The organism is uncultured Castellaniella sp. (genome assembly GCF_937988725.1).
Classification (GTDB): domain Bacteria; phylum Pseudomonadota; class Gammaproteobacteria; order Burkholderiales; family Burkholderiaceae_B; genus Castellaniella.
Genome location: NZ_CALKHS010000004.1, coordinates 456,171 through 478,707, shown reverse-complemented (window position 1 = coordinate 478,707; position 22,537 = coordinate 456,171). Strand labels below are relative to the sequence as shown.

At 62.0% G+C, this 22,537-nt stretch carries 23 protein-coding genes and 2 pseudogenes; 4 read left to right on the top strand and 21 right to left on the bottom strand.

Annotated features, from left to right (window positions below; translation table 11 throughout):
- Positions 1-54 precede the first annotated feature (54 nt).
- Positions 55-153, bottom strand: a pseudogene (locus tag Q0263_RS05760) (LysR family transcriptional regulator); the annotation flags it as partial.
- 268 nt (positions 154-421) lie between these two features.
- Here Q0263_RS05760 and Q0263_RS05755 point away from each other — a divergent pair.
- The 3 genes from Q0263_RS05755 (at position 422) to Q0263_RS05745 (ending at position 3,945) form a co-directional block, all read left to right on the top strand.
- Positions 422-1,507, top strand: coding sequence for an alpha/beta hydrolase (locus Q0263_RS05755; protein ID WP_298014189.1), 1,086 nt, complete (start codon positions 422-424; stop codon positions 1,505-1,507).
- Between the two features lie 119 nt (positions 1,508-1,626).
- Complete coding sequence (locus tag Q0263_RS05750) at positions 1,627-2,787, top strand: MFS transporter (RefSeq protein ID WP_113934412.1); 1,161 nt, start codon at positions 1,627-1,629, stop codon at positions 2,785-2,787.
- A 108-nt stretch (positions 2,788-2,895) separates the two neighbouring features.
- A complete protein-coding gene (locus tag Q0263_RS05745) occupies positions 2,896-3,945 on the top strand; it encodes an NAD(P)-dependent alcohol dehydrogenase (RefSeq protein ID WP_113934353.1) in 1,050 nt (349 codons plus the stop codon).
- A 71-nt stretch (positions 3,946-4,016) separates the two neighbouring features.
- Here the strand turns inward: Q0263_RS05745 and Q0263_RS05740 are convergent, their stop codons facing one another.
- Genes Q0263_RS05740 through Q0263_RS05710 form a run of 7 tightly spaced genes read right to left on the bottom strand, consistent with a single transcriptional unit; the run spans position 4,017 to position 10,046 of the window.
- The gene (locus Q0263_RS05740) at positions 4,017-4,766 is read right to left on the bottom strand and encodes a TIGR03747 family integrating conjugative element membrane protein (RefSeq protein WP_113934354.1); all 750 of its coding nucleotides are present in this window, start codon (positions 4,764-4,766) and stop codon (positions 4,017-4,019) included.
- Positions 4,766-6,955, bottom strand: coding sequence for a type IV conjugative transfer system coupling protein TraD (gene traD, locus Q0263_RS05735; RefSeq protein WP_113934355.1), 2,190 nt, complete (start codon positions 6,953-6,955; stop codon positions 4,766-4,768). The genes Q0263_RS05740 and traD overlap by 1 nt, the downstream gene beginning before the upstream one ends.
- Before the next feature lie 4 nt (positions 6,956-6,959).
- Positions 6,960-7,502, bottom strand: coding sequence for an integrating conjugative element protein (locus tag Q0263_RS05730; RefSeq protein ID WP_113934356.1), 543 nt, complete (start codon positions 7,500-7,502; stop codon positions 6,960-6,962).
- Entirely contained in the window at positions 7,499-8,104 is a 606-nt protein-coding gene (locus tag Q0263_RS05725) for a transglycosylase SLT domain-containing protein (protein ID WP_113934357.1), read from the bottom strand. Before Q0263_RS05725 ends, Q0263_RS05730 begins: the two co-directional genes overlap by 4 nt.
- Positions 8,086-8,817 (bottom strand): TIGR03759 family integrating conjugative element protein, encoded by a 732-nt coding sequence (locus tag Q0263_RS05720; RefSeq protein ID WP_113934358.1) that lies wholly within the window; start codon positions 8,815-8,817, stop codon positions 8,086-8,088. The genes Q0263_RS05725 and Q0263_RS05720 overlap by 19 nt, the downstream gene beginning before the upstream one ends.
- A gap of 12 nt (positions 8,818-8,829) precedes the next feature.
- The gene (locus Q0263_RS05715) at positions 8,830-9,483 is read right to left on the bottom strand and encodes a hypothetical protein (protein WP_113934359.1); all 654 of its coding nucleotides are present in this window, start codon (positions 9,481-9,483) and stop codon (positions 8,830-8,832) included.
- Entirely contained in the window at positions 9,480-10,046 is a 567-nt protein-coding gene (locus tag Q0263_RS05710; protein WP_113934360.1) for a PilL N-terminal domain-containing protein, read from the bottom strand. Before Q0263_RS05710 ends, Q0263_RS05715 begins: the two co-directional genes overlap by 4 nt.
- A gap of 170 nt (positions 10,047-10,216) precedes the next feature.
- Between Q0263_RS05710 and Q0263_RS05705 the strand changes: the two genes are divergently transcribed.
- Positions 10,217-10,981: a Cthe_2314 family HEPN domain-containing protein gene (locus Q0263_RS05705; RefSeq protein WP_113934361.1), complete on the top strand. Its 765-nt coding sequence runs from the start codon at positions 10,217-10,219 to the stop codon at positions 10,979-10,981.
- A 7-nt stretch (positions 10,982-10,988) separates the two neighbouring features.
- On the opposite strand, the gene Q0263_RS05700 is transcribed toward Q0263_RS05705, so the two are convergent.
- From Q0263_RS05700 to Q0263_RS05640, 13 genes and pseudogenes are all read right to left on the bottom strand, one after another.
- Complete coding sequence (locus tag Q0263_RS05700; RefSeq protein WP_113934362.1) at positions 10,989-13,262, bottom strand: helicase-related protein; 2,274 nt, start codon at positions 13,260-13,262, stop codon at positions 10,989-10,991.
- 142 nt (positions 13,263-13,404) lie between these two features.
- Positions 13,405-13,710 (bottom strand): hypothetical protein, encoded by a 306-nt coding sequence (locus Q0263_RS05695; RefSeq protein WP_113934363.1) that lies wholly within the window; start codon positions 13,708-13,710, stop codon positions 13,405-13,407.
- A 103-nt stretch (positions 13,711-13,813) separates the two neighbouring features.
- The gene (locus Q0263_RS05690) at positions 13,814-14,125 is read right to left on the bottom strand and encodes a hypothetical protein (RefSeq protein ID WP_113934364.1); all 312 of its coding nucleotides are present in this window, start codon (positions 14,123-14,125) and stop codon (positions 13,814-13,816) included.
- A 103-nt stretch (positions 14,126-14,228) separates the two neighbouring features.
- Complete coding sequence (locus Q0263_RS05685) at positions 14,229-15,338, bottom strand: DUF6094 domain-containing protein (RefSeq protein ID WP_113934365.1); 1,110 nt, start codon at positions 15,336-15,338, stop codon at positions 14,229-14,231.
- A gap of 88 nt (positions 15,339-15,426) precedes the next feature.
- Entirely contained in the window at positions 15,427-16,083 is a 657-nt protein-coding gene (locus tag Q0263_RS05680) for a hypothetical protein (protein ID WP_113934366.1), read from the bottom strand.
- 120 nt (positions 16,084-16,203) lie between these two features.
- Positions 16,204-16,545: a hypothetical protein gene (locus tag Q0263_RS05675; RefSeq protein WP_113934367.1), complete on the bottom strand. Its 342-nt coding sequence runs from the start codon at positions 16,543-16,545 to the stop codon at positions 16,204-16,206.
- 76 nt (positions 16,546-16,621) lie between these two features.
- Complete coding sequence (locus Q0263_RS05670; RefSeq protein WP_298014176.1) at positions 16,622-17,029, bottom strand: hypothetical protein; 408 nt, start codon at positions 17,027-17,029, stop codon at positions 16,622-16,624.
- A gap of 102 nt (positions 17,030-17,131) precedes the next feature.
- Positions 17,132-17,473, bottom strand: a pseudogene (locus Q0263_RS05665) (hypothetical protein).
- Positions 17,474-17,565: 92 nt separating this feature from the next.
- Complete coding sequence (locus Q0263_RS05660; RefSeq protein ID WP_113934370.1) at positions 17,566-18,255, bottom strand: DUF3275 family protein; 690 nt, start codon at positions 18,253-18,255, stop codon at positions 17,566-17,568.
- Between the two features lie 59 nt (positions 18,256-18,314).
- Complete coding sequence (locus tag Q0263_RS05655; RefSeq protein ID WP_113934371.1) at positions 18,315-19,271, bottom strand: DUF3577 domain-containing protein; 957 nt, start codon at positions 19,269-19,271, stop codon at positions 18,315-18,317.
- Between the two features lie 589 nt (positions 19,272-19,860).
- Positions 19,861-20,673, bottom strand: a complete 813-nt coding sequence (locus Q0263_RS05650; protein ID WP_113934372.1) for a GTPase — start codon at positions 20,671-20,673, stop codon at positions 19,861-19,863.
- 339 nt (positions 20,674-21,012) lie between these two features.
- Complete coding sequence (locus tag Q0263_RS05645) at positions 21,013-21,729, bottom strand: ABC transporter substrate-binding protein (RefSeq protein WP_113934373.1); 717 nt, start codon at positions 21,727-21,729, stop codon at positions 21,013-21,015.
- 77 nt (positions 21,730-21,806) lie between these two features.
- A complete protein-coding gene (locus Q0263_RS05640; RefSeq protein WP_113934374.1) occupies positions 21,807-22,493 on the bottom strand; it encodes a hypothetical protein in 687 nt (228 codons plus the stop codon).
- Positions 22,494-22,537 lie beyond the last annotated feature (44 nt).

Genomic DNA, 22,537 nt, shown 5'->3' with positions numbered 1-22,537 from the left:
TACCTGCTATTTTAAGCGGGTGACTGTGTCCGGGGGTTCAGGGGGCTAATCCACTGACTGGGTCACTCCCAGCAATGCTGCGGCACGGGTGAAGCTGCCTTCCCGTGCAACGGTGACGAAATACAGGAGATCGTTGAGGTTGTGTCTGGCCATGAAACCAGTATTTCACGAACAATTAATTAGTACAACTAATAAGGCATTTAAGACTTCATTAGCTAGTCAATGCCCTTCATCTCCGTCATGATGCACGTCGTAGAAAGACTCGACGCGCCGCTGGTGTACGCATCGCCTTCGAGTGTGGTGAGCTGGTGCGGCATGCACCGCTCGATTGAGATAGGAAAGGACATTTATTGTGAATGTAGTTGCTGAAGCCGACAGGGCTGTCTCTCGCCAAGAAGGTGCGGATACGGGGCGCCGTAACTTGCTCAAACTGACGGGTTTGGGGATCGCTGCGATGACCGGGGCCATGACTACGGGGTCGGCCTTCGCGCAGCGCCAGGAGTCGCTTGGCGACAAGTGGGATAAGACCTTTCCCAAAAGCAGCCGCGTGAATCATACGAAAGTCGTCTTCAAGAATCGCTACGGCATCACCTTGGCGGCTGATTTGTATCAGCCAAAGGGCACCAGAGGCAAATTGGCCGCACTCGCTGTCAGTGGCCCCTTCGGCGCAGTGAAGGAGCAGTCCTCGGGCCTGTATGCACAGACTATGGCCGAGCGCGGGTTCATTACGCTGGCGTTCGACCCCTCGTACACCGGGGAAAGCGGTGGTGAGCCACGCAATGTGGCCTCGGCGGACATCAATACCGAGGACTTCAGCGCCGCTGTGGATTTCCTGGGTCTGCATCCAAATGTGGATCGCAACCGCATTGGGGTGATCGGAATCTGCGGCTTGAGCGGCATGGCGCTGACCGCCGCAAGCAGCGATTCTCGTATTAAGGCGGTGGCCACAGCCTCTATGTACGACATGTCCCGCAGCATCAGTCGCGGCTACAAAGACGGCTACACGCTGGAACAACGCCACAAGATCATCGATTACCTCAGCCAGCAGCGTTGGGTGGATGCGGAAAACGGCCGATATGGATTGGGATATCACGAAGTCCCGTTTGACGCGAACGGCAATATCGTGAAGGGGCAGCGCGTCCTTCCCGAGACTCTGCCCTCCAATGCCGACCCGGTTCTGGCTGCCTTCTTTGATTACTATCGGACTCCACGCGGCTTCCATCCCCGCAGCATCAACTCGACCACTGCGTGGACGGCCACAACACCCGTCTCGTTCTTCGGCTTCCCGATGTATGCCAACGTCGGGATGATCTCGCCACGTCCGATCCTGCTGATTGCGGGAGAAAATGCTCACTCACGCTATTACTCGGAAGATGTTTACAAAGGGGCTTCCGATCCCAAGGAGTTGCTGATCGTCCCCGGTGCAGACCACGTCGATCTTTATGACCAAGCGGACAAGATTCCGTTTGACAGGCTGACAGCATATTTCAATCGGCATCTGGTTTGAATGAGCAAAGTACGGCAACGCATTCCATGACGGATCAAGCAAACAGTGCTCTCACCAGCACCTCTTCCTCTGCACGAGGGGTCAGCGCACCGCCCGCCTATTGGGGTGGCGTCTTCGCAATGACGCTGTGCGTCTTCGCGCTCATCGCCTCCGAGTTCATGCCCGTGAGCCTGCTCACGCCCATGGCGGCCGACCTGCGGGTCACTGAAGGCATGGCTGGATGGGGTATTGCGGCATCCGGTGCCTTGGCCGTGCTGACGAGCCTGTTCATCTCTACGCTGGCGCGGCGCATGAACCGCAAGACGCTGCTCCTGGGTCTGACTGGGATTATGGCTGTGTCGGGCGCAGTCATCGCGCTGGCACCGAACTATCTCGTCTACATGATCGGGCGCTCGCTCATCGGCGTGGTGGTGGGCGGCTTCTGGTCGATGTCAGCGGCCACCGCCATGCGGCTCGTACCGACTGACCGGGTGCCGCGCGCATTGGCGATCTTCAATGGCGGCAACGCGCTGGCGACTGTGGTGGCTGCGCCGCTGGGTGCCTGGCTGGGTGGAGCCATCGGTTGGCGCGGGGCCTTCTTTTGCCTGGTGCCAGTGGCACTGGCTGCGTTCCTCTGGCAGTGGGTCAGCCTGCCCTCCATGCATATCGAACCCCGCAAGACTGGCCCTGGGCATGCATTCAAACTCTTCCGTAGCCGGGTCGTGACCCTGGGCATGCTGGGTGTGGGCCTCTTCTTCATGGGCCAGTTCACTTTGTTCACCTATGTGCGCCCCTTTCTGGAAACCGTTACACGGGTCGATGACTCCATGGTGACTATGATTTTGCTGGTCATCGGGGTAGCAGGCTTCATTGGCACCACGATGATCGGCATGATGCTCAGGTGGGGCCTCTACCGGGCTCTAATCTGCATCCCGGTGCTGATGGCGGCCATCGCTATATCTCTAGCCGAATTCGGCAACAGCTCGTCCGCAGTGATAGCGCTACTGGGCTTTTGGGGGCTGGTCGCCACTGCCGCACCGGTGGGGTGGTGGATCTGGGTGCCCCGCACATTTCCACAGGACGCTGAAGCGGGGGGTGGATTGATGGTGGCCGTGGTGCAGTTCTCGATCGCATTGGGCTCCACTGCGGGTGGTCTGTTGTTCGATCATAGCGGATACCAGAGCATGCTCGCAGCTAGTGCCGCTATCTTGCTTGTGGCCGCTGTGCTGATTTTCCTGACTGCACGCGCCGAGATGACGCGAGCCTATGAACGATGTGGTCTCCAGGGAGCAGCGGCATGATCTGCATCATCACGCAATGTCCATGACCAGCGAGAAGGCTGCCCCGGCGGCTGGAAGCCAGCTCGGGAGCAGGTGTTTAAATGATTCAGAAATTCAAGGAGTAACAGTATGACCATAAAAGCCTACGGCGCCCGCGCCGGTAATCTCCCACTGGAGCCGCTTGCAATTACACGCCGCGCACCCGGCGAGCATGACGTGCAGATCGACATCGCCTACTGTGGCGTCTGCCATTCAGATTTGCACCAGGTACGTTCGGAATGGGCAGGTACGCTCTACCCCTGCGTGCCCGGCCACGAGATCGTGGGACGTGTCTCGGCCGTGGGCGCCCATGTGTCCAGCCATAAGGTCGGCGACCTCGTGGGAGTGGGTTGTATCGTGGACAGTTGCCAGCATTGTGCTGAGTGCGATGAAGGGCTGGAGAACTACTGCGACCACATGGTGGGAACCTACAACTTTCCCACACCCGACGCACCTGGACACACCCTGGGTGGTTATTCGCAGCAGATCGTCGTGCACGAGCGCTATGTGTTGCACGTCCGGCATCCCAAGGAACAACTGGCCGCCGTGGCGCCGTTGCTGTGCGCAGGCATCACCACCTATTCGCCGCTGCGCCACTGGAAGGTAGGGCCGGGCCACAAGGTGGGCGTGGTCGGCATCGGCGGACTGGGCCATATGGGCATCAAGCTTGCGAACGCAATGGGCGCGCATGTGGTGGCCTTCACTACGTCAGAATCCAAGCGTGAAGCGGCCAAGGCGCTGGGAGCCCACGAAGTGGTCGTCTCCCGCAACCCCGAAGAAATGGCGGTGCATGCTCAGAGCCTGGATTTCATCCTCAACACGGTGGCTGCGCCACACGACCTCGATGCGTTTCTTACCCTCCTCAAGCGTGATGGCACGATGACGTTGGTGGGTGCGCCCGCCACGCCGCACCCGTCGCCTGAGGTATTCAACCTGATCATGAAACGCCGCAGCCTGGCGGGCTCGATGATAGGCGGCATCCCCGAGACCCAGGAGATGCTGGATTTCTGCGCCGAGCACGGCATCGTTGCGGACATTGAAATGATCCGCGCCGATCAGGTCAACGAGGCCTACGAACGGATGCTCAAGGGCGATGTGAAATACCGCTTCGTCATCGACTGCGCGTCACTCGGAACTTGACAATCGGGGTCGGATGCCTCCTTGTGAGGAAAAGCCGACTGCCATCTGTTATACAGGCTGACGGCTAGTAGCTATAGGTATTTCTTGAAGCTGCCAGCGGTCAGGCTCACGGTCAGTCCCAGCAAGGCTGCGCTGGGCAGCAGAATCACCAGCGGGTGCACCGAGATCGGCAGAGCCAGATAGGAGACCCACGGCAGCACGGCCAGCGGCATCAGGCTGGCCTTCGCGCGGTGGTAGATAAAGCCCGATTCACGGCCTGCCCCGAACCGGCGCACATCCCGCCGCACCAGGCCGTCAATCAGACCGACGAACGCAGCCGTGAAGATCAACGGCAGTGTAAGTACCAGAACCAGCAGGCGCACCAGGAATGTGAGTGTCGTGAAAGCCGCAGCGATCAGGTAGCTCTCGGTCCAGACATAGACTTGGCTGCTGTAGTAGCGGAAACTGCGCAACCGACCCTGGCTGGGTGCGCGGGCACGCTCGGCAGTCTGGCTTATGCGCTTCAGCAGCCCCGAGCGCACGAACACCCACTCGTAGCCGACGTCCGCAAGCTCATGGGCTGTGCGACCCGGCTCTTGCAGGATCACGCTGCGAGTGAAGTGGCCCGATAAATGTCCCAGTTCATATTGCAACATCTGCTGCGAATGGCGCCAGCCCTGATCCTTCCAGAACATATGCATGCCGACACACTCCACCACGATCGAAAACAGCAGCGAGCCGATCAGCACTCCCAGCAACCGGAACGGCAAAGTGATAGCACCAACGATCAGGCCCTGGCGCTGACTCTGCTCCCTCTGTACAGTCGAGGCGGCGTCTGTCATCACAAGGCCTCATCGCCGACGCTTTCGTCAGCAGCAGCAACAACAGAAGCGGGTTCAGCCACATCGGCATTATTCAACAAGTCGTCGGGCAAGACCGTCCCCTGTGGCGCCTGGGAACTCGTGAATTCCCACCACTGCGTGGCCTCAACGTAGCTTTGACGCATGTAGCCCGCGAGCTGCCGCAGATCCTGCGGCATGACCTCATCGAGGTCGGGCGCGGGCAGCGGCATGCGCACTTTCCACAGACTTCCCCCCTGCATCAAGGCGAAACACTGTCCCTTGGGAAGCTGGACCACATGTGAGGGTTCGATCATCGGCACGCTCTGCATGCTGATGCGGTCTTGTGTGGCGCTGGTGAAGTCCGTCGCACCATGGATATCCGAACTGTCCGTGGCCCCCGAGACGATCGTAGTGGTATAGACCTCGACCTTGGGCAATTGCCGGGTCAGCAGTTCGGCGGTCGCTGTCTCGCGCACGCGCAGCATGAACAGGTTGTTGAAGTTGCCGATGACCTGGCCGGCTTTGGCGCGGTTGCCAATGCGTGCCTCAATGTCCGAGAGCGTTTGTGTGTAGGCCGAGACCTGGATGCCCGCGCCGCCCCCTTTGTTGACCATCGGGATGAACTCATCGCCCATCAGCTCATTGAATTCGTCCGCGTGGACATTGATCGGCACCCGTGCGTCGGCCACGGCGCCGGGCAGGCCATCGTCGATCCCGTGCTTGTAGATGTGGCCGGCCACCGACACTAGGTCGGCAAACATGGAGTTGCCCACCGCCGCGGCGACCTCGGCGTCCGAGAGCGCATCCAGGCCCACATAGACCACCGCCCGCTTTCGGATGATCTGCATCCAGTCGAAGATGGGCCTGGGGTCGTTCAGATCAGCATAGTCCGGCGCCAGAAGCTGGGCGATCTTGCCGCTGGTGAGTTTTTCCAGCAGTGGCAGCAGCGAGGCGACGATCTTGTCGAAGTACGTCCTGTCGTACCGAACGGCCGAGCGCAGGCCGTCCAATACGGGGTCGTAGTTGCGCACCTGGGAGAGGTACTGTTCGAGTGCCACGACGCGCTTCTCGCGCCCGATCATGTTGCGTGGGATATTCTTGTCGTTGAGCCGAGCCTCCAGTTGAACAATGATTTCCCAGGCCTTGGGCTCGGTCCTGGCAAAGTAATGCTGGGCGTACTCGATGAACAGGGCATCGATGTTGATGACGTGGCGCTGGATCAGCATGTAATCCGGACGCTGCCCCAGTTCCACCAAGGCGCGCGCGATGATGTTCACGAAGCGCCACGCGAACTCCCTGAAGGCCGCGCTGTTGCCTTCGCCAGAGAGTTGTCCCGCGATGCGCGTGGCGACTTCCGAGATGCGACCGAAGCGGCCCACGGCGTTGTAGCGGGCACTGATTTCGGGCCAGCCCAGGTGAAAAATATAGAATTCGCCCTCTCGGCCCGCGCGCTTGGCCTCAACATACATTCGCTTCAGGAGATCCGCGTCCCCCTTGGGATCGAAGACGATGACGACCTCGTGCTCACCCGCGGTGCTCCTGCGGCGAATGTCCTGCGTGATGAAAAGCTCGGCTAGGCGGGTCTTGCCCACGCGCGTCGTGCCCAGCACGAGCGTATGCCCGACCCGTTCGGCCAGCGGCAGGCTGACGTCCACCTCGTCGGGCTCGATGCCGTGCAGCCGCGGCAGGCCGCCCACGGGTGGCAGTGGTCGAACGGGATTGAACGGCACATCCCAGGCGGTCAGCCGCGCAAGGCCGGATAACGGGAACGGCGCAAACTCCAGCCGCTCCTCCAGACGCCGTGCCAGCCGGTAGGCGCGCGTCGGCTCGACGTAGCGGCGAAATTCGGGCCGGTACGTCTGTGTGAGCCGATGGGTGTGCTTCTGCTCCCACAGAAACCCGCGCCCGATGAACAGGCGCTGTTGACTGACCGGCACGTCGCGGCTGGTCATCACATAGCGTGGCAGGCGGCGGATATTGCGCCGGTAGCGCAGGATGACGCGGGCATCGCGATAGCGGATCGCGCCATAGGCGATGAACGCCAGCGCACTGCCCACGCCCATTGTTGGGCTTAGCGCCAGCGACCAGGGGGCCACCAAGGACAGAAACGCGGCACCCGCACACGCCGCAACGGTGTATAGCTCCACCGCTGGGCGCAGCAGCACCTCGACCGGCTGCTTGCTCGACACGGTCTCACTGCTCGATGCCGGTGGCCGTGACGAGCGCCGGATAGTGGTGCAGACCCAGGCGTTCGGCCAGATCGTCGCCGGCCACCGGCGCAAGCGGCACGCCGGGCGCCAACGCGCGCAGCCGCGCCAGGGCCTGCGCGGTCTCGACGTTCACCACCAGACCGACCGCGCCGCGCTCGCGCAGCGAGGCCGCATGGTGGCGCAGCCAGGCCTGGGAGGCCTCATCGTCACCGATAACTGCGAACGGCCGCAGGCCCGGTGCCTCGATCACCCGCCGCGCGACGGTGCCGGGCGTGAGCTTGGCGCTGCGCACCGGCAGCATGGCGGTCTCGTCAACGGGCGTAGCCGGAATCTGCGGGATAGGAACGGGTGGCAGCACCGTACCGGCGCCGCGTGGCTGAAGGTCAAGGGCTTCGTAGTACGGCAGCGCCGAGTCACCCCCACGGTCTTCGACCACGATCAATGGCTCCTCGGCAGCGTATAGGGCAAGTGGCACCACCGCCGCCAGCATGAACAGGCCTCGCAGGGCTGGATGGAAATGCGTCATCGTGATGTCTCCAGGTGCGCGGCGGGCGCCGCGACAATGGGGTGAGCGCCCCGCACCCGGGCAAGGTGCCGGGACACGCTGCGCCGATACCGCGCGGCGGGTTCGCCGCCTGCTGGGCGGTGGTAGCGGCCTATCGCCAGCAACCAGTCCTCGCCAGGGGTATGCTGTTCGCGCAGAATCTGCGCGGCGATCGCCAGGTTGCGGTACGGGTCCAACAAGTCGCAGGGCTGTTCGTAGCGCTGCTTCTGGTAGCCGAGGTTGATCTGGCCCAGGCCCGCATCGATGCGCGTGTGCGGCGTTGTGCGCATCGCCTGGCGAAGACGGGTGCAGGCGTCGACGCGTGTGGCAAAGCGGTGCGATGCGCCCGCGATGTTTAGCGACCAGGGCCACGGCACGATGCGCCCTGCCCGCGCAATTCCGCTCTCCTGCAACGCCACGGCGTAAAGCACGATCGAAGGCACGCCCGCGCGCTGGGCTGCCAACTGGTAGGCGGGCGGCGGGATTTCCTGCGCACGAACGGGGCCGATCAGCAGAGCCGCCGCGAGCAGCAGCGCACGCAGGCGCCACATGGCGCGTATGGCGGTCAGGGCTCGCGCTGCCATTGGCCGTTCACCTCGCGCACGACCGCGGGCAACTCGCCGGGCAGGCCGAGCGATAGCCAGCGCCCGCTATCATGATTGAGCGTGATGCTGCCGCTACGCACTTGGGCTGGATCAATCCCGGCGCGCCGCGCCCATGCGCGGATACGGGCATCGTCGCCGCGACTGCCAACGACGTAGACGTCGAATGCCGCAGCGGCCGTCTGAAGCCGCTGGACGATCCGGTCGCAGGCCTCGCAGCCATCCTTGACGAACACCGCCATGTGCCCGCTCGACACTTGCTCGCCGGACATCAACGTGCCGCCATCCGAGGGCGTGACGCGCTCGCGCCCGGGATAGAGCCGCTGCCAGGCCTCGTCGTAGGCGCGCTGGTAGACGAGCAGCTTCTCGACACGCCGGGCTTCGGCCTGCGCCTGCAATTCGGCGTAGTGCCGACGTTCTTCATCCGAGCGGGCCTCCACGCCCAGCGCGGAGAGCGGATCCAGATTGGGCGAGTAGATGCCCAGCGGCCCTTCCATCAACTCGCGGTAGCGGGAAAACTCATCGTCACGCAGGCCCCACGCCTTGGCCAGCCGCGCGTCCTGGCTGTGCACGATCTGGCTCTGGCTCGTGCGGGCAGGCTGCACGTTGGAGGTTTGCTGAGGCGTTTGCTGGGCCGACGCTGGCAGATGCAGCGCGGTCAGCAGCGATACCAGGACTATCAGATGATATTTCATCGCATGGCTTCCTCAAGGAATCGCCACGCGGCGCGTGTGCTTGTCAACCAGAAACACCGCTATGTTCCCGTCGATGGCCTGCAAACGCCACGGGCCGACCGCATCACCCGGCAGCAGCGCCTGCACCTGACCAGGGGTGAAGGCCCCCTTGGCCGGCGCAACGGTCAGACTGCGCTCACCCGCGCGCAACTCGACGCCCACGACGCGAAACGGCAACGGTGGCGGCGCAGATTTGACCGCAACCGGCTTGGTCGGCGTGGGTGGTGGACTCGGCGGGGCAGGTGTGACAGCGCGCACCATCGCCTGGTGGGCCTCGATCTGCTCGACCTGCGAGCGCAGCGCCACGAGGTCATCTGCGGCAGCACGGCCATCCAGCCTGTGCTCGACCTGAGCGATTCGGGCCTCCAGCGCCTGGCGGACCTCTTGCAACGCTGCTGGCGTGGCGGCCTGCGGCCGCTGCTGCAAAGTCTGGGTGGCATCCGCTAGCGCGATTACCTGCGCTTCCAGACGGTGCAGGCCTGAATCGACCCGCTCCCGGTCGGCGAGTTCCCCCATTGCCTGGTAGCCCAGAAAGACGCAGATGCTCAAGCCGATCAGCCAAAGCCACAGCAAACTGAGCATGAACACGGCGGCGCTCGGGCGCCGAGGGGAGTGCGGCGTGTTCATGGCTGGACTCCGGGAAGCGGAAATATCTGCACCGCCTCGGCTACGGGCGGCTCGGGCGCCGGCTCGACCCGTGCGGGGGCTGCGGCCCGATCAAAGCAGACTTGGCGCGTGAGGTCGTCCGTGCGCAGTTCCCAGGCCGACCCGGCCAGGGTAAGCAGCGCATCGCGCAGCGTCATTGGTCCCAGATGCAGGTGCGCCGCCGGCAGCGGCAGCGCGTACAGATCGGCTGCGGCCGACGCTGTCTCGCAAAGCTGGTAACCGCTGCGCTTGAGCACATGCCGCAGCCCGTCTACGACCGTGGCGCGGGCGTCCTCGGGCATCGTCACATCGATGACCTGCGCCAGCAGGTCGCGCTGCGCCGCCATCGGCGCAAGCTCCACCAGGGTGTAGCGGCCGTACCGAACAACCGGGACGAATTCGGGTGTGTTGGGTTCGGAAGCGGGCGAGGCTTCTACGATGGAGGCTGGCGCTTGCGGCGCCGTGCGGGTCGCGCAGCCGCTGAGCAGGGCTGCGGCCAGCAGGCTGACGCCGATCAGGTGCCGGTTTGGGTGGTTTACGGGCATGGCTCGGCTCAATTGTTCGATGAGCCAATACCTTCGCAGCATGCCGCGTCGGTTGCCGCAGTCAATGGGAAACGGACTACCACCGGATTGACGCCGCCGAGCAGACTTACAGGCAATGCGGCACACTATTGGTGACTAACCACAACACCGAAACGCAATACTGAAATACGATGACGCCTGAGAACCACGCAGAGCACAGGCATGAGCTAACAAACCATCCCAGCCTTCAGGTATTAATGCCACACCTGAAAATTTATGCCCGTAAGGGGCTAAATGCGCTCCAGTCGGGCAGCAAGACCTTTCCAGGACCCGCTGTAGAGATCTACGCGGCCGACGTGACCGAGCGGGTATCTGAACTGGACAATGCCCTGACGGCTCTGCGTCTAGCCTTGGGTTTCGTGATGGACTTGGGTAGTCAATCAGCTCTAGATCCGGACATTTACCGCTACCACTACGAGAACTTCGTGTTGCGCGTCGTCGGGTTCGTGGATCGGGCACACCGCTTGGTTGGATCGGCATTACTCATGGACAAAGCTAAGTTCGAGAGTGTCGGCGGCAACAGATTCGTCACAAAACAGGTAAAAACCAACTACCCTGACATCCATGCAGCCTTGCAAGGCGTCACACAAGCCGTGGAGAGCTATAAAGGCCCACGCAATGAACTGATCCATTCGGCGGCGTATACCAGTCGCGAACTTGGCCTGTTCCAATCTATCCGCCACTTCGGCTTGGACACGGGAGACATTGACGTGGATGAGCTTGCGAGAGGTTATTTTTCGGGGGGCGCTACGGAAATCGCGCTAACTATTGCTCGCTTGGTCAAGACGCTCGCCAATTTGCTGGATGCTTTGCATCCTCTCTTCCTGATCGCAGTTGATCACGATAACGAACACCTCAAAAAGAAATCGGCCCCCGAAGGGACCGATAAAAGCTGACAACTACTCAGCACACCAACTGGCGGGCTAGCGCAACCTCCACCGAATCACCGTCTTGGTTCAGGACATCAAGCCCGGATTCGGGCACGTCGCCCGACGTGGACTGCGAGACCATAATTTTCTTGGCCATGAGTGCGAGGCACGTCATTTGCGAGGAGCCCGCATAGCCAAGATAGATGACCCGTACCGGCTGCTTCTGGCCAATGCGCCACGAACGGCGCGCCGCCTGCTGCAACGAATACACGTTATAGCCCGACTGCATGAATACAATCGTAGGAAACTCCAACAGATCCAAGCCCGTCTTGACCAGCTCGGGGTTGGTGATGAGCACGTCGATGCCACGATCCAGTTGCTCGGCGATCCAGTCCTCGCGGCGGCTGGCATCCACGCTTGCGCGCAGCACCGCCACCTTGAAGCCTTCCCGCTCCAGCAGCCCCTTCAGGCGCGACATCGTGTCGCGCGTGCCGGTGTAAACCGTGTAGACCAGCGTTTTGCGCCCTGCCGCTTTCTCCTGCTTGCAGACTTCGATCAGGTCCCGTTCCTTGGGCATGACTTCCAGCTCGTTGAACTGAGCCGGAACGAACGCCAGGGTGTTGCGCGTGCGCGGATGCGTCACCGTCTCCGACCGGAAGCAGCAATCCGGCCAGGCCAGCAGCACGTTGAGTACCACACCCAGCAAGGTCGTATCGCGCCGCGCCAGAGCCTGTTTCAGCTCCGCGGTCAGCCGGCCCGTCAGGTCGCGGTAGGCTGCAGCTTGCGCCGCATCCATCTGGACTTCACGAAACTCCTCGTCATACGGGGGCAGGACGTTGCCGCCGATATCCTTGAGTTTGAGAAAGATCGTGAACGGCAGGATGCAGCGCAGCACGCCCTTGGGGCCGAAACCCGGGGCCTTGACCGTGCGCACCGAGACCTTGGTGCCCTTAGCGGTCTTGTGCGCCGTGCCGATGCTCTCGGAATAGACATCCTTCAGGACGCCGTGATCGCGCATGAACGCCATCGCGGCTGACGTCATGCTGCCGCTTTTGGTCGGCCGGTAGCCGTCCTCGATCATCCGCCCAGGCAGCGCCCGAAACAGCAGGTGGAACAAGTCGTCGCCGTAGCCACCCATGAGCGTGCCAGTCAGCAGCAAGGTCTTGCGAGCCTTTGCCGCCAGCACCCCCATGGCCTGGCCCTGGGCACTGCCGCCGTTCTTGTACTCGTGCGCTTCGTCCGCGATCAACAAATCGAATGTGCCCTGCGGCAAATATCTCTTGATGAACTCGGACGGCTGGTAGCCGCCCTCGCCAAAGCCGAACTCCATGTTGGCCATTGCGCGTTCCATGCGCTGCGCCTGACGGTCGGAAAACACCAGTTCGCCGTTACCATCCATGAGGTTGATGAACTCGTGGATGTTGTCGCCCAGCATCGAGACCAGAAAGGCGTCGCCGAACTTCTGCATCAGCTTCTGCGCGGTGACTTCTCCGATGGTCGGGATGCGCTTCAAGGCTTTGAGCACTGCCGAGGACTGGTCGCTGCCAGACAGCGTCCTCGGGCGAATCAGCGTCCACAGGGGCGCGGCGCAATGGCCGCACTTCCTGCGGGACTCCTCGGCTTCCAGCGCGACCGGGTTGGCCGGCTCGCCGTCTAGGTCGGTGACGACCGTGCCGCAATCCGGGCACGTCGCCACATCGCCGTCGCGGGTGCGCCTCCGGGTGAAGGTGGGCCTCCAGTGAAAGCCCATGCGCATGCGCACACGCCCCATTACGAAGAACTCCTGGCCCGCGGGCTGCACACCCAACTGCTCGCGCAGCTTGATGAGCTTGACCAGTGTGTCCGGGCCGTTGAGCACCCAGACCTTGGCGCCCGCCACCGTCTCCTGGATTTCGCGGCGCCACTTGTAGACCAGGTGGGGCGGCGAAAGCACCAGGGTGCGGCGATAGCCTTCGGCATTGAGCACGGCGGCCGTGGCGATGCCGACGGTCGTTTTGCCGCAGCCCATTTCGCCGTTGATGATCGCGGCGCGCTCGCCGCGGTCGATCAGCAGCTCGGCGGCGGCATGGACGACTTCGGCCTGGGCGGGGAATAGCGTGCGCTTGAGGCTGGCGACGAGAAGCTGTCGGTGCGCCTGCGGCTGGCCGGTATAGACCGGCGGGTTGGCGCGGTTCAGCGAATCAAGTAGCTCGTCACCGAACTCGGTGACGAAATCCTGAAGGCTCAAGGTCAGAGGGGAAGGTTCCGCGTCCAGCAGCTCGCCCTGGTCGGGCGCAATGTCGGCGGCGGTATCGAGATCGAGGGACATGGTGATGCTCCAAAGAAAATGGGGCATGCACCACCCCCAGCAGGGGCGATGGCATGCCCCGGCAAGGGAAGAAAAATCGGCACGTAGCCGACGGGAGAATGAAAGGCGCACTGCGCGGGCGGTTTGCCAGCGCAGTGCGCCGTCAGAATTCGGACGGCAGCCCGATCAGGGTGGCATTGCGCCCCGTATCGGTGACGATGCGGATGCGTAGCTCACGGGTGACGACATAGTGCGCGTCGAGCCGCTCGCCGCCGATCAATGCAGCGTTGTTCCGCTGCCACTGATCATCCGAAATGTCACCCCAGTCACCACGCAGGTAGCGCTCCAGGTAAGGGATGGGATCGAGTCGGCCTTCGTGCATGAGGCGCTCGACGCCTTCGCTGAACGCCAGTGCGCCGATCTCGAACAACCGCTTGCGGCGATATTGATCGTGATGCGTAAAGGACATGGCGATGCTCCATAAAAGATGAGACATGCACCCACCACGCAGTGATGAAATGTTGCGTAGCGGAGTGCAAGCTGCGGCGCCGGGCCGCTGGGCTAAGGGCGAATCAATACTCGTCGGGCAGCAGCAAGGTCGTGACGCTGCGATCCCATTCGGTGATGATCCAGAGCTTCAGGCCGGGTGCGACCTGGTAGGACGAAAACAGGCGATCCTCGCCGGACTTCAGCGCGGCATCGTTCTGGTGCCTGTCGCTGTCGTCCAGATCGCCCCAGTCGCCGCCGAGGTGGCGGCGCAGGAACGCGGCGGGGTTGAGCCGGCCCTGTTGGACCAGTTCATCGACCCCGATAGTCATAACCACTTGCCCAGGCGAGAAACGCGGGCTCTGGACCAGGCTGATGAAAACGGCTTCGGTTGCCATGGCTCACTCCTTGAAAATGGTGAGGCCACGGCACCCCATCGGGGCGACTGGACCCCGGTGGGTGGAAGAAAATGACGGCGAACCGTCGACGTTGGAGAAACGATTAGCGGATGGTCAACACCTCGCCCCGTGTTGGGGAGCTTGGTGTCATGTCCCACGCGCGGATGACAGGTACGAACTTGTCGGTGAGGATGCGGGTCTCGGCCACTGAGCCGTCGTCGCGTTCGGTGAACTCGCGCTGGAGCGTCTTGTCCTTGTGGGTATCACCTTTGACGACAAGCAGGCGCCCTGTCTTTGAGCGCACCACGCCGGAGATCGCGCCCGCAGCCAATGCCAGGGCGAGATGCCAGTGCGACAAGGCGCGCGCCGGTGGGCGCAGCGACTGCTGCGCGACCCCCAGGTGCGTGTCCAGCGACGGCCACAGGCCCTGGAGACGGCCCACCTCATCGGCGAACTGCTCGGGCTCCATCGTCACGCGAAAGAACTGTTCCGGCTCGGCCGCACTGGTGGGGACGATGTACGGCAGGAAGGGCCATTGGCTCGGCAGCTCCTCGGCTTCGGTATCGCCTTGCCCGATCTGCAACAGCAGATTGCGCACGGCCTTGGCCGAATCCGGTGCCAGCTCTCGCTGGCGCGAGCGCCGGCCGAAGATCACCACCTGCTTGAACTGCGTGTCCACCGCTCGATAGATGCGAAGATCCGTGTAGTGGCGCGTCAGCCAGCCGACCAGTTCGGCGTCGAGGACGTAGCCCGGGACGATGAAGACCAGCACGCCGCCGTACTGCAACAGCGACAGGCTACGCTGGTAGAACAGCTTTTCGAGGCGGGCACGGCCCTGGCCCTGATAGCCGATGTTGCCGTTGACGTCCTTGGACAGGTCGCCATACGGCGGGTTGAGCCAGAGCAGCCCGAACGACTGCTTGGAGATCATCGTGTCCATCAGGTCCGCGTGCAGGCAGTGATCGACCAGGCCGCGGGCATGGCGTGCCCGCTCTGCGTCGAACTCGACGGCGAACGCCTTGGCCTGCTCGCGCCCGAGGGCATGAGCGGCTTCGGCGATCGCCACGCCTTCGCCGGCGCAAGGATCGAGGATGTACATTGGCCCGTCGCTGGGCATCAGTGCGTTCAGCGCTCTTTCGAGCGTGGGTTCGTCGGTCGGGTAATACCCGTTCTTGGCGAAATTGCGGGCAAGCCGCGGGAACATGAGGGCCATGGAAATCTCCTGAGTAGCATGGATAAAAGAAAGCGGACGTGCGTGGCCGGTGCGCCACGGATGCACGTCCGGTGCAGAGGTAGAGGCCTCACGCCGCCGCTTTGAGCAGTGGTTCAGAAGCCAGCCCAGACGGATGCGGCTCAGTGGTGAGTACGTCATTGCGAATCAGACCGCCCAGCGCCTGAGTCAGCGCTGGCACGTCGATGGCGAGCCGATGGCCCTCCAACAGCCCGAGGGAAAAAGGAAGGCGGACCAGCATCTGACGGGTTTGCAACAGCTCCAACACCGTTTCGCGCCAGTGGTCGAGCAAGGGCAGCGGGCAGGTGTCCCGCACCAACGCCCACAGGCGATCTTGCCGGTGCGCGCTGCCCTGTGGCAGCAAAGCCAGAGCGCTGGCGTTGGCCTTGTCAGGCTTGACGCAGCGCTGGTCGAACAGCCACAGATTGGACAAAGAACCGAACAGGGTGCGCCGGAAGACGCGCGTGGTGCGCTTCTCCAGGCGATCGACGTTGCCGATGAACACCGGGACGCTGTCGCCCTGATCGGTGATGATGTGAAACTGGTCCAGTCCCTGCTCACTCTGCCCGAGGGTCAGGCAAGCGAGGAACTGCTGGACGGCGGTGTCGCGTGCCCAGATCGAGACGAAGATCAGATCGCCTTGGTCATCGCCAACGCAAGCGTCGGCCATGACGTCCGGGCACTCGTCGATGCGGTATAGCGGCTGTGGAGATGAAAGTACGGGCATGGTGGAGTCCTCGATGAAATGAGGGGCAGCACCGCCCGCAAGGGGCAGTGGCTGCCCCGCTGGGGGAAAAAATACGGACGGCTCGGGGCGAACTCCCCGTGTCGAGCGCTGTAAAGGCCGTCAGGGCCAGACTTCAGTGAAAGAACCGTCGGCCTGATGCTTGACGACACGGTTGCCGACGTTCTTGACGTAGTCCTGCTGGACTTCGGTGAACATGCTTTCGGGCACGTCGATGTGAAAATGGCGCAGGACCTCACGGAAGTAGTCCGGGCCGTGGCCGAACGGGTCTTCCTCTTGCCAGTTGCTGTACAGGAAATCCTCGCACTCGACCTTCATGGCGCTGTCGATCAACTCGGCAGGCTTGTGGATGGTCAGGAAGAAGTAACGCATCGGCCGATCCCAGCCGAGGGCAACGGTGATGGGAAACCCCTTGTGAAGCGTCTCGAAATGGTGCTGGCTCATGGTGGTGTCCTTGGATGAGTTGAAACAGTACTGCCCGTAGGGGCAGGCGCGGCCCCAGCGGGTGGAAGAAAGATACTCAGACCGTCAGCGCCGAGGTGGATGCCGTGGTTGCCGTCGGAGTGCGCCGGCGCGCGTGGTAGGCGCGAACGCCTGCGCGCCAATCGGCACACTGCTCCGGCGCGAGGTCTAGATAAGAGAGCGGGCACGCGTAGTAGTACGGGTGCATGGACTCGTCCAGCGGCTTGTAGCCCCACTGGTCGCCGCTGCGTTCGAGCAGATCGCAGCGGATGTAGCGCAGGGACTGGCCCGGCGCGAGATCACGATGCACGCCTTCGACCTTGGCCGTCACTTGCGCGACGGACCAAAGGACGTTGCCGCGCAGTGCGTGGGCGATGACCTTGACGCTGGCGCGCTCGGTCTCTTGCGGTGCGATCAGCTCCGCGATCAGTTCAGACCGCGACTGGGGGGAGAAATACCAGCCCATAAGAAGCCTCCTGAAAAATGGGCCGGAGGCTTCCCCGCTGGGGAGAAACCCCGGCGGGTGATGAAAAGCCGCAAGTGCGGCGCAGGAACCTATGCTTTGCCCTTAGTCCCAGTCGTCATCGTCGCGATCACAACCGGCCGGGCAGTAGCCGAACTCGATCCCGTGAGAGCAATAGCCATGCTCCGCATTTCAGTCCTGGGTTTCCTGCCTTTCGGCAGGCGTTGCGTAGTCCCATTCCCGGGCTGCGATTTCCAGCGCTTGAGTGCGCTGGTCCTGCGGCAATCGACTGGCTTGCGCGTCGATTTCCGAACTGAAAAGCGTGACCCAATGATCCCAGGACAGGCCGCAACCACGCTGGGCGTACTCGGCGGCTGTCTTGCAGACAGCGCGCCACGCGGGTTCGTCCAGCGTGGAATGAGGTGCATCGCAAGCGATGGTAGACATGATGGATATCTCCAGAAGAAAGCCGGAGCCTCCCCCGCATGGGGAAGGCCCCCGGCGGGTGGAAGAAGAACACTGCGGATGCGGCTCTGCGATCACGCAGGTTGCAGTTCGGCCTGGCGGCTCCACTCCTGCGTCTTGAAGTCCAGCGCGTAACCCAGTTCGCCCAGACGGGCGATCTGCGCGCGCAGGGTGCGGCGATCGATGGTCGAATCCAGTTTCACGGACTGGCCCAACGGCCACAGCAAGCCGAACAACGCAGCGTCGCCCTCTTCGGTGCTGCCGGGGGCAGCGACTGCCGCAGACGGGGCCGCATCCGCACCGAAGGGCGTGGTATCGACCAATGGATCCGCTGACGCCCGCACTGGGGCGGGTTTGGCGGGTCTGGACACTTTGGCGGGCTTGGCCGGCGTTGCCGCAGGCGGCGCGCCCGACTCTTCATCGAGCGGATCGACATCCTGGATGGCGAAGCTGCGTGCTTCGTCACCACTGAGTTTATCGATGCCAAAGAGCGTCATCCCGTCCAGGCTGGCGCGGATTTCGAACCGCATGCCGCCGCCAACCGGATAGGACTTGGGAAAGATGTAGCGGATGATAAATTCCCCGTCGTATTTACCTTCGTGGTACTGCTCGAGTTCCGGATCCTTGACCTCAAACACGCCGAGGTGGGTACTGAGCCGGCCGACTGTGAACGGGCCATTGCGACCACGAATGGTGCGCAGCGCAAGCTGCCCAGGGACGACGATGGGCGAGACCGATCTCTCGGGTGCCAATGTGACCGCCATGATGATTCTCCTTGAGCGTTTAGGAAGAACAGCAAGGACCCACAAGGGGCCCCGTCAGGTCAGAACGAAGCAGCTGCCATCGGCGTCTGCTGCTGGACTTCTCCTTCAGGCTCGCGCTCAGCGGACTGCGAAGGTTGGTCGGCAGCGGCACCCACGGCTTCAGGCCCGGGTACATGCTCTGCTTCGGGCACGACAACGTCTTCAGCCTCCGACGCAGTTGCGTCTTGGGCCTGGGGTGCCTCGGCTTGCGCCTGGATCGCCGGATAGACCTGGGTGCCGTCGATCTTGATCAGACCGATATGGATCAGTGTCGATTCCAGGCTTGCGGCCGGTTCGCCAGCGCGCTCACCCTTGGTGCGAATGTACGGATCGATCTTCATGTCGCCCAGGCGAAACGCAATCAACACCTTGCTGTCCCCTTCAATAGCCTGTACGCAACGGCGCACCAGATGCTCGGCATCGGGGGAGGCGACGATTGTGTTGAAGTACCGATACTCCGGTTCATCGACGGGCCCGGTGAGCGCAGCGATGGTGCACGACAGGAAAGGATCGCCAGCCTTGGGGGTGACGTCCTTCGGACGGTTCAGGTAACCGATGCCATGGGTGGTCAGTTCGTGCTGAGTGATCTGGGCCAGTTCAGCCCGGTCGACCGGCTCGGCTTTGAGCAGTCGCGCTTTCAGAGATGCGGCCGCTTCACCCTTGCGTTCACCTTTTTCGCGAATATACGCATCGCCCCACACATCACCAAGGCGAAAGCGCACCAGCGGGCGCTGCCTGGAATCATCGGCGCCGATATAGCGCCCAACGAGTTTTTTCGCCTCTGTGCCAGCAACCTTGACGTCGAAATAACGATAGCTGGGATCCGTAACGGAGCCGACCAGCGCGGCGATGGTGCATGCCAGGAAGGGTTCGGCACGGCGGCCGCCTCTGACGGGTACTTCGCGGGCACGCTGCAAGTACCCGATACCCGAGGTATGGATGTCGAAATATGACTTTTCGTTGGATGGGGTGTTCATGGTGAATCTCCATTGCGAAGAAGCGGAGACACACCTGCCCCACGATGCGGGAAATGGTGCGTAACCCCGCGGTGGGTTGATAAAGCAAAGGCATCCACCACCAGAGACTGGTGGCCGCTCGCAAGCGGATGCGGTGCGAGCTGGGTAATCAACGCGGTCAAACCGCGCCGTAGCCTTGAAGATCGTGGCTACCTGGGATGCTGCTGACGGCTGTCAGCAAGGCATGGCCTTAGCATGGCTAGGCCCTGATCGCGCGACAGCAATCAATCGGCATTCAGGCGCTTCCGTTTATCCTCGCTGTTTGGCGTCATGCAAAAAGAAGCCCTCCACCCGAATGGATGGAAGGCTTGGGATGGCAGGCTGCCAGCAGGGCTGGGCCTCAGCCGTAGTGCTGCTGGGCTTCCCGCCCTGAAACGAAACGTGCGTCACGGCCAATCGAGACCGGCAACGGCAAGCTTCGAGTCTCTTCTGTCGAAAAGCGCGTCGCCTGATCGAACTGGACCCAACCCGTTGGGCCAGAAGCCAGCGCCGTCATTGACGGCCGACTCGTTGGGCGAATGCACCACCCAGCAGTCGCCCACCTCGCGCATCATGCCGGAACCGCGCGGCGTCGCCGGGGCGTCTTGGTGTCGATCACGCTCACGCTGATCTGGCGCCATCGCCCATCATCGATGAGATGTTCCAGCACTTCACCGAGCATGTCGAAGTACACCTCGTCGTGCCGATCGACTAGCTCACCGTCGCGGTGCAGCTCCACCGCATAAGTGTCGCCCGCGCGGTCATACAGTACAGTCACCCGCCCCGTGAACTTCGCAGTCGAGACCGTGAAGCTAATCGACGGAGGTGTTTCGATGATCTTGGCCGGCGTGGGGTCGATCCAGGTGAAATCATGGGCGCCTGCATCGACCAGCATGTGAGTGATGCGCCGAAATCCATCGGGGGCCGGCATTTCCTCCAACTGCTGGATGAGCTGGCCCAGTTCCATGCACTGCGGCTCGGGGACGGGCAGCTTGGCTGGCGCGGAACCGAGGATGTGCCTGGTGATGGTATAGGGAACGCCATCCGAGCCCTTCTCGGTGATTACTTCTGGGATGTCAGCACGCAGGCCGTCGAAACGGCGCCGCGCGTAGGGCTGGACATGCACCTTGGCTCCCTCATTAGGAACGGCGGTTACCAGCTTGGGATCAAGCACCGCGAACTCGCTGGGCTTGAGCTTGACGACGATGGCGTCGTCATTGGCCGCGACCACCTTGCCGTCGAAGGGTTGGGGGTCAATAGCGAAGCCCAGCGCCGAGGGCTGTGGCACACCATCGAAAACGCGGTATTTGAATGAGCGCACATTGCGAGGCACATGGCCTGCGACGAGCGTGGGCATCATGGTTTTAATGACAGATCGATCCATGGGGATCTCCTTGGGAAGAAACACAGGACTCCCCGCCCACAAGGGAGGGGAATCCCTTGTGGGTGGATGGACGCGCTGCGCCCGTGAAAAAAGTGACCAGTGCAGTCTCCCGCACTTGCAGCCTGGAAGGTCTCGACTGCCTGGGCATATGTCGGCAACGCCGAAGCACATAGATGCAAGGATGGATCAGAGATAGGCGACTAGCACGCAGGAAATGGCGTTGCATGGCACCCAGCTTTCGGACGCTTTTGGCAGGGAACCATCCCTTGCCTGCAGATCCAGCATACGTTCAGCTGAAAGATGGTAACCGTGGGAAAAATTGATGCGTTGCGTCACGCGCTAGAACTTGGCCAGCGGCAAACCCAGCAGCACAGGTGCGTCAGCATCCACAATCAGGATGCGTACGTCGGCCTGGCCGGCCAACTCCAGCACGTTTGCCAGGTCATATGGCATGCCCTTGCTGCGATGCTCTCGCCGAAGCTGCTGGGCAGTGATACCCAGAACGGCCTCCAGGTTCTCATCCGTCCAGGGCGTGGCGATCAACTTCACACCGATCGCCGAACTGTCTGGCATTCGAAAAGCGACAAACTGAAGTCCCTGGGGCGTTGTCTGATCCGCCAGATCAGCCAGATATTGGTGCGCCTGCTCGGTAATGTGCGCACCACTGATTTCCCAGCACCGGCTGTAGAAGCCTGTTTCAAAATTCAAGCGATGAATCGCCTCCTGGGCAGACGCCTTGGAATAGGTATCAGCCACAAGCACCGGTCGGCCATCAATATCCTCGCCCTCAAGGGCATACACCACCGAGCGCACAACGCCCTCAGTCGAGCACTGCGCCTGTAGTTCACCGCGTACGTCCTGCCCCTCGGTGATCAACGCAAAGTCCTCGTTCCAGATACAAGGAAATCGAGCAACCTGCTCATCAGGCAAACTGGTCTGGCTGGAATGCAGCGGTCGCCAAACCGGCGGTGAGTCGTCCTCGTAAGTGATCAGCAGCGTGCGAATGGCGCGTAGATTCCGGTAACCGCGCAGAAAAGGGTTGTATTTCCGGACCATGAAATTTCCTCCAGAGCATGACGGAGCCAACCCCCACCACCGGGAATTGAACCCGGTGGGTTGAAAGCGAAAAAAGATCAAGCAGCACCAATTGCTGGTGTCTGAGCCAGCCGCTCGATGACGCGCTGGCGCAGTTTCAGGCGGAATGATTCGTCACTTACACCCGTCAGCAAATTGGTCGCTTCCTGCACTATCAGGGCTGAAGCCCCCTCCAGATCGGCAGTCAGAACGGCGCCGCGCAGTTGATCGCCAAGTTGAAGTACCTGCGAGGAAGTTCGGAAAACCTGAACCTCTCGGCTCAAATAGCAGCCGTTACCGCCAAACTCGAACAGGCGGGGCTTGCTGCAATACCAGCAGCCCTCGAACTGAATGACAGCCAGATGGTGGCCGTCATCAAGACAAGTGGCTATTAGAAATAAAGCATCCAAATCGGCACCGTCCTCAAACTGGTGATGCTCGATCAGGTTCGCCAACTCCTCGTTCTGCTCCGCACCGAAGTGCGCCGCCAAATGCTCGAGCAGGGACGGAATCGACAATTCCCCATCATCAAGCACGGGGAGGCCCAACTGTGTGGCAAGATCCGCCAGGCCATCCAGCACATCCGACCATTGAGGTTCATTGGTCTCAGCAATCTGGGCGATATAGACTTGTCCCCCATTGGAATGATCTTCATCCAGAGCGAAGGTACTGAACAACGCCTTAATGACTGGAGTGACACGGTCGAGCATAAGGACACCAGTGCCTTCGTAATAATTGTTGGCCATAAATGGCTCCCTTTCGGAAATAAACGGAGCCAATCCTTGCGGAA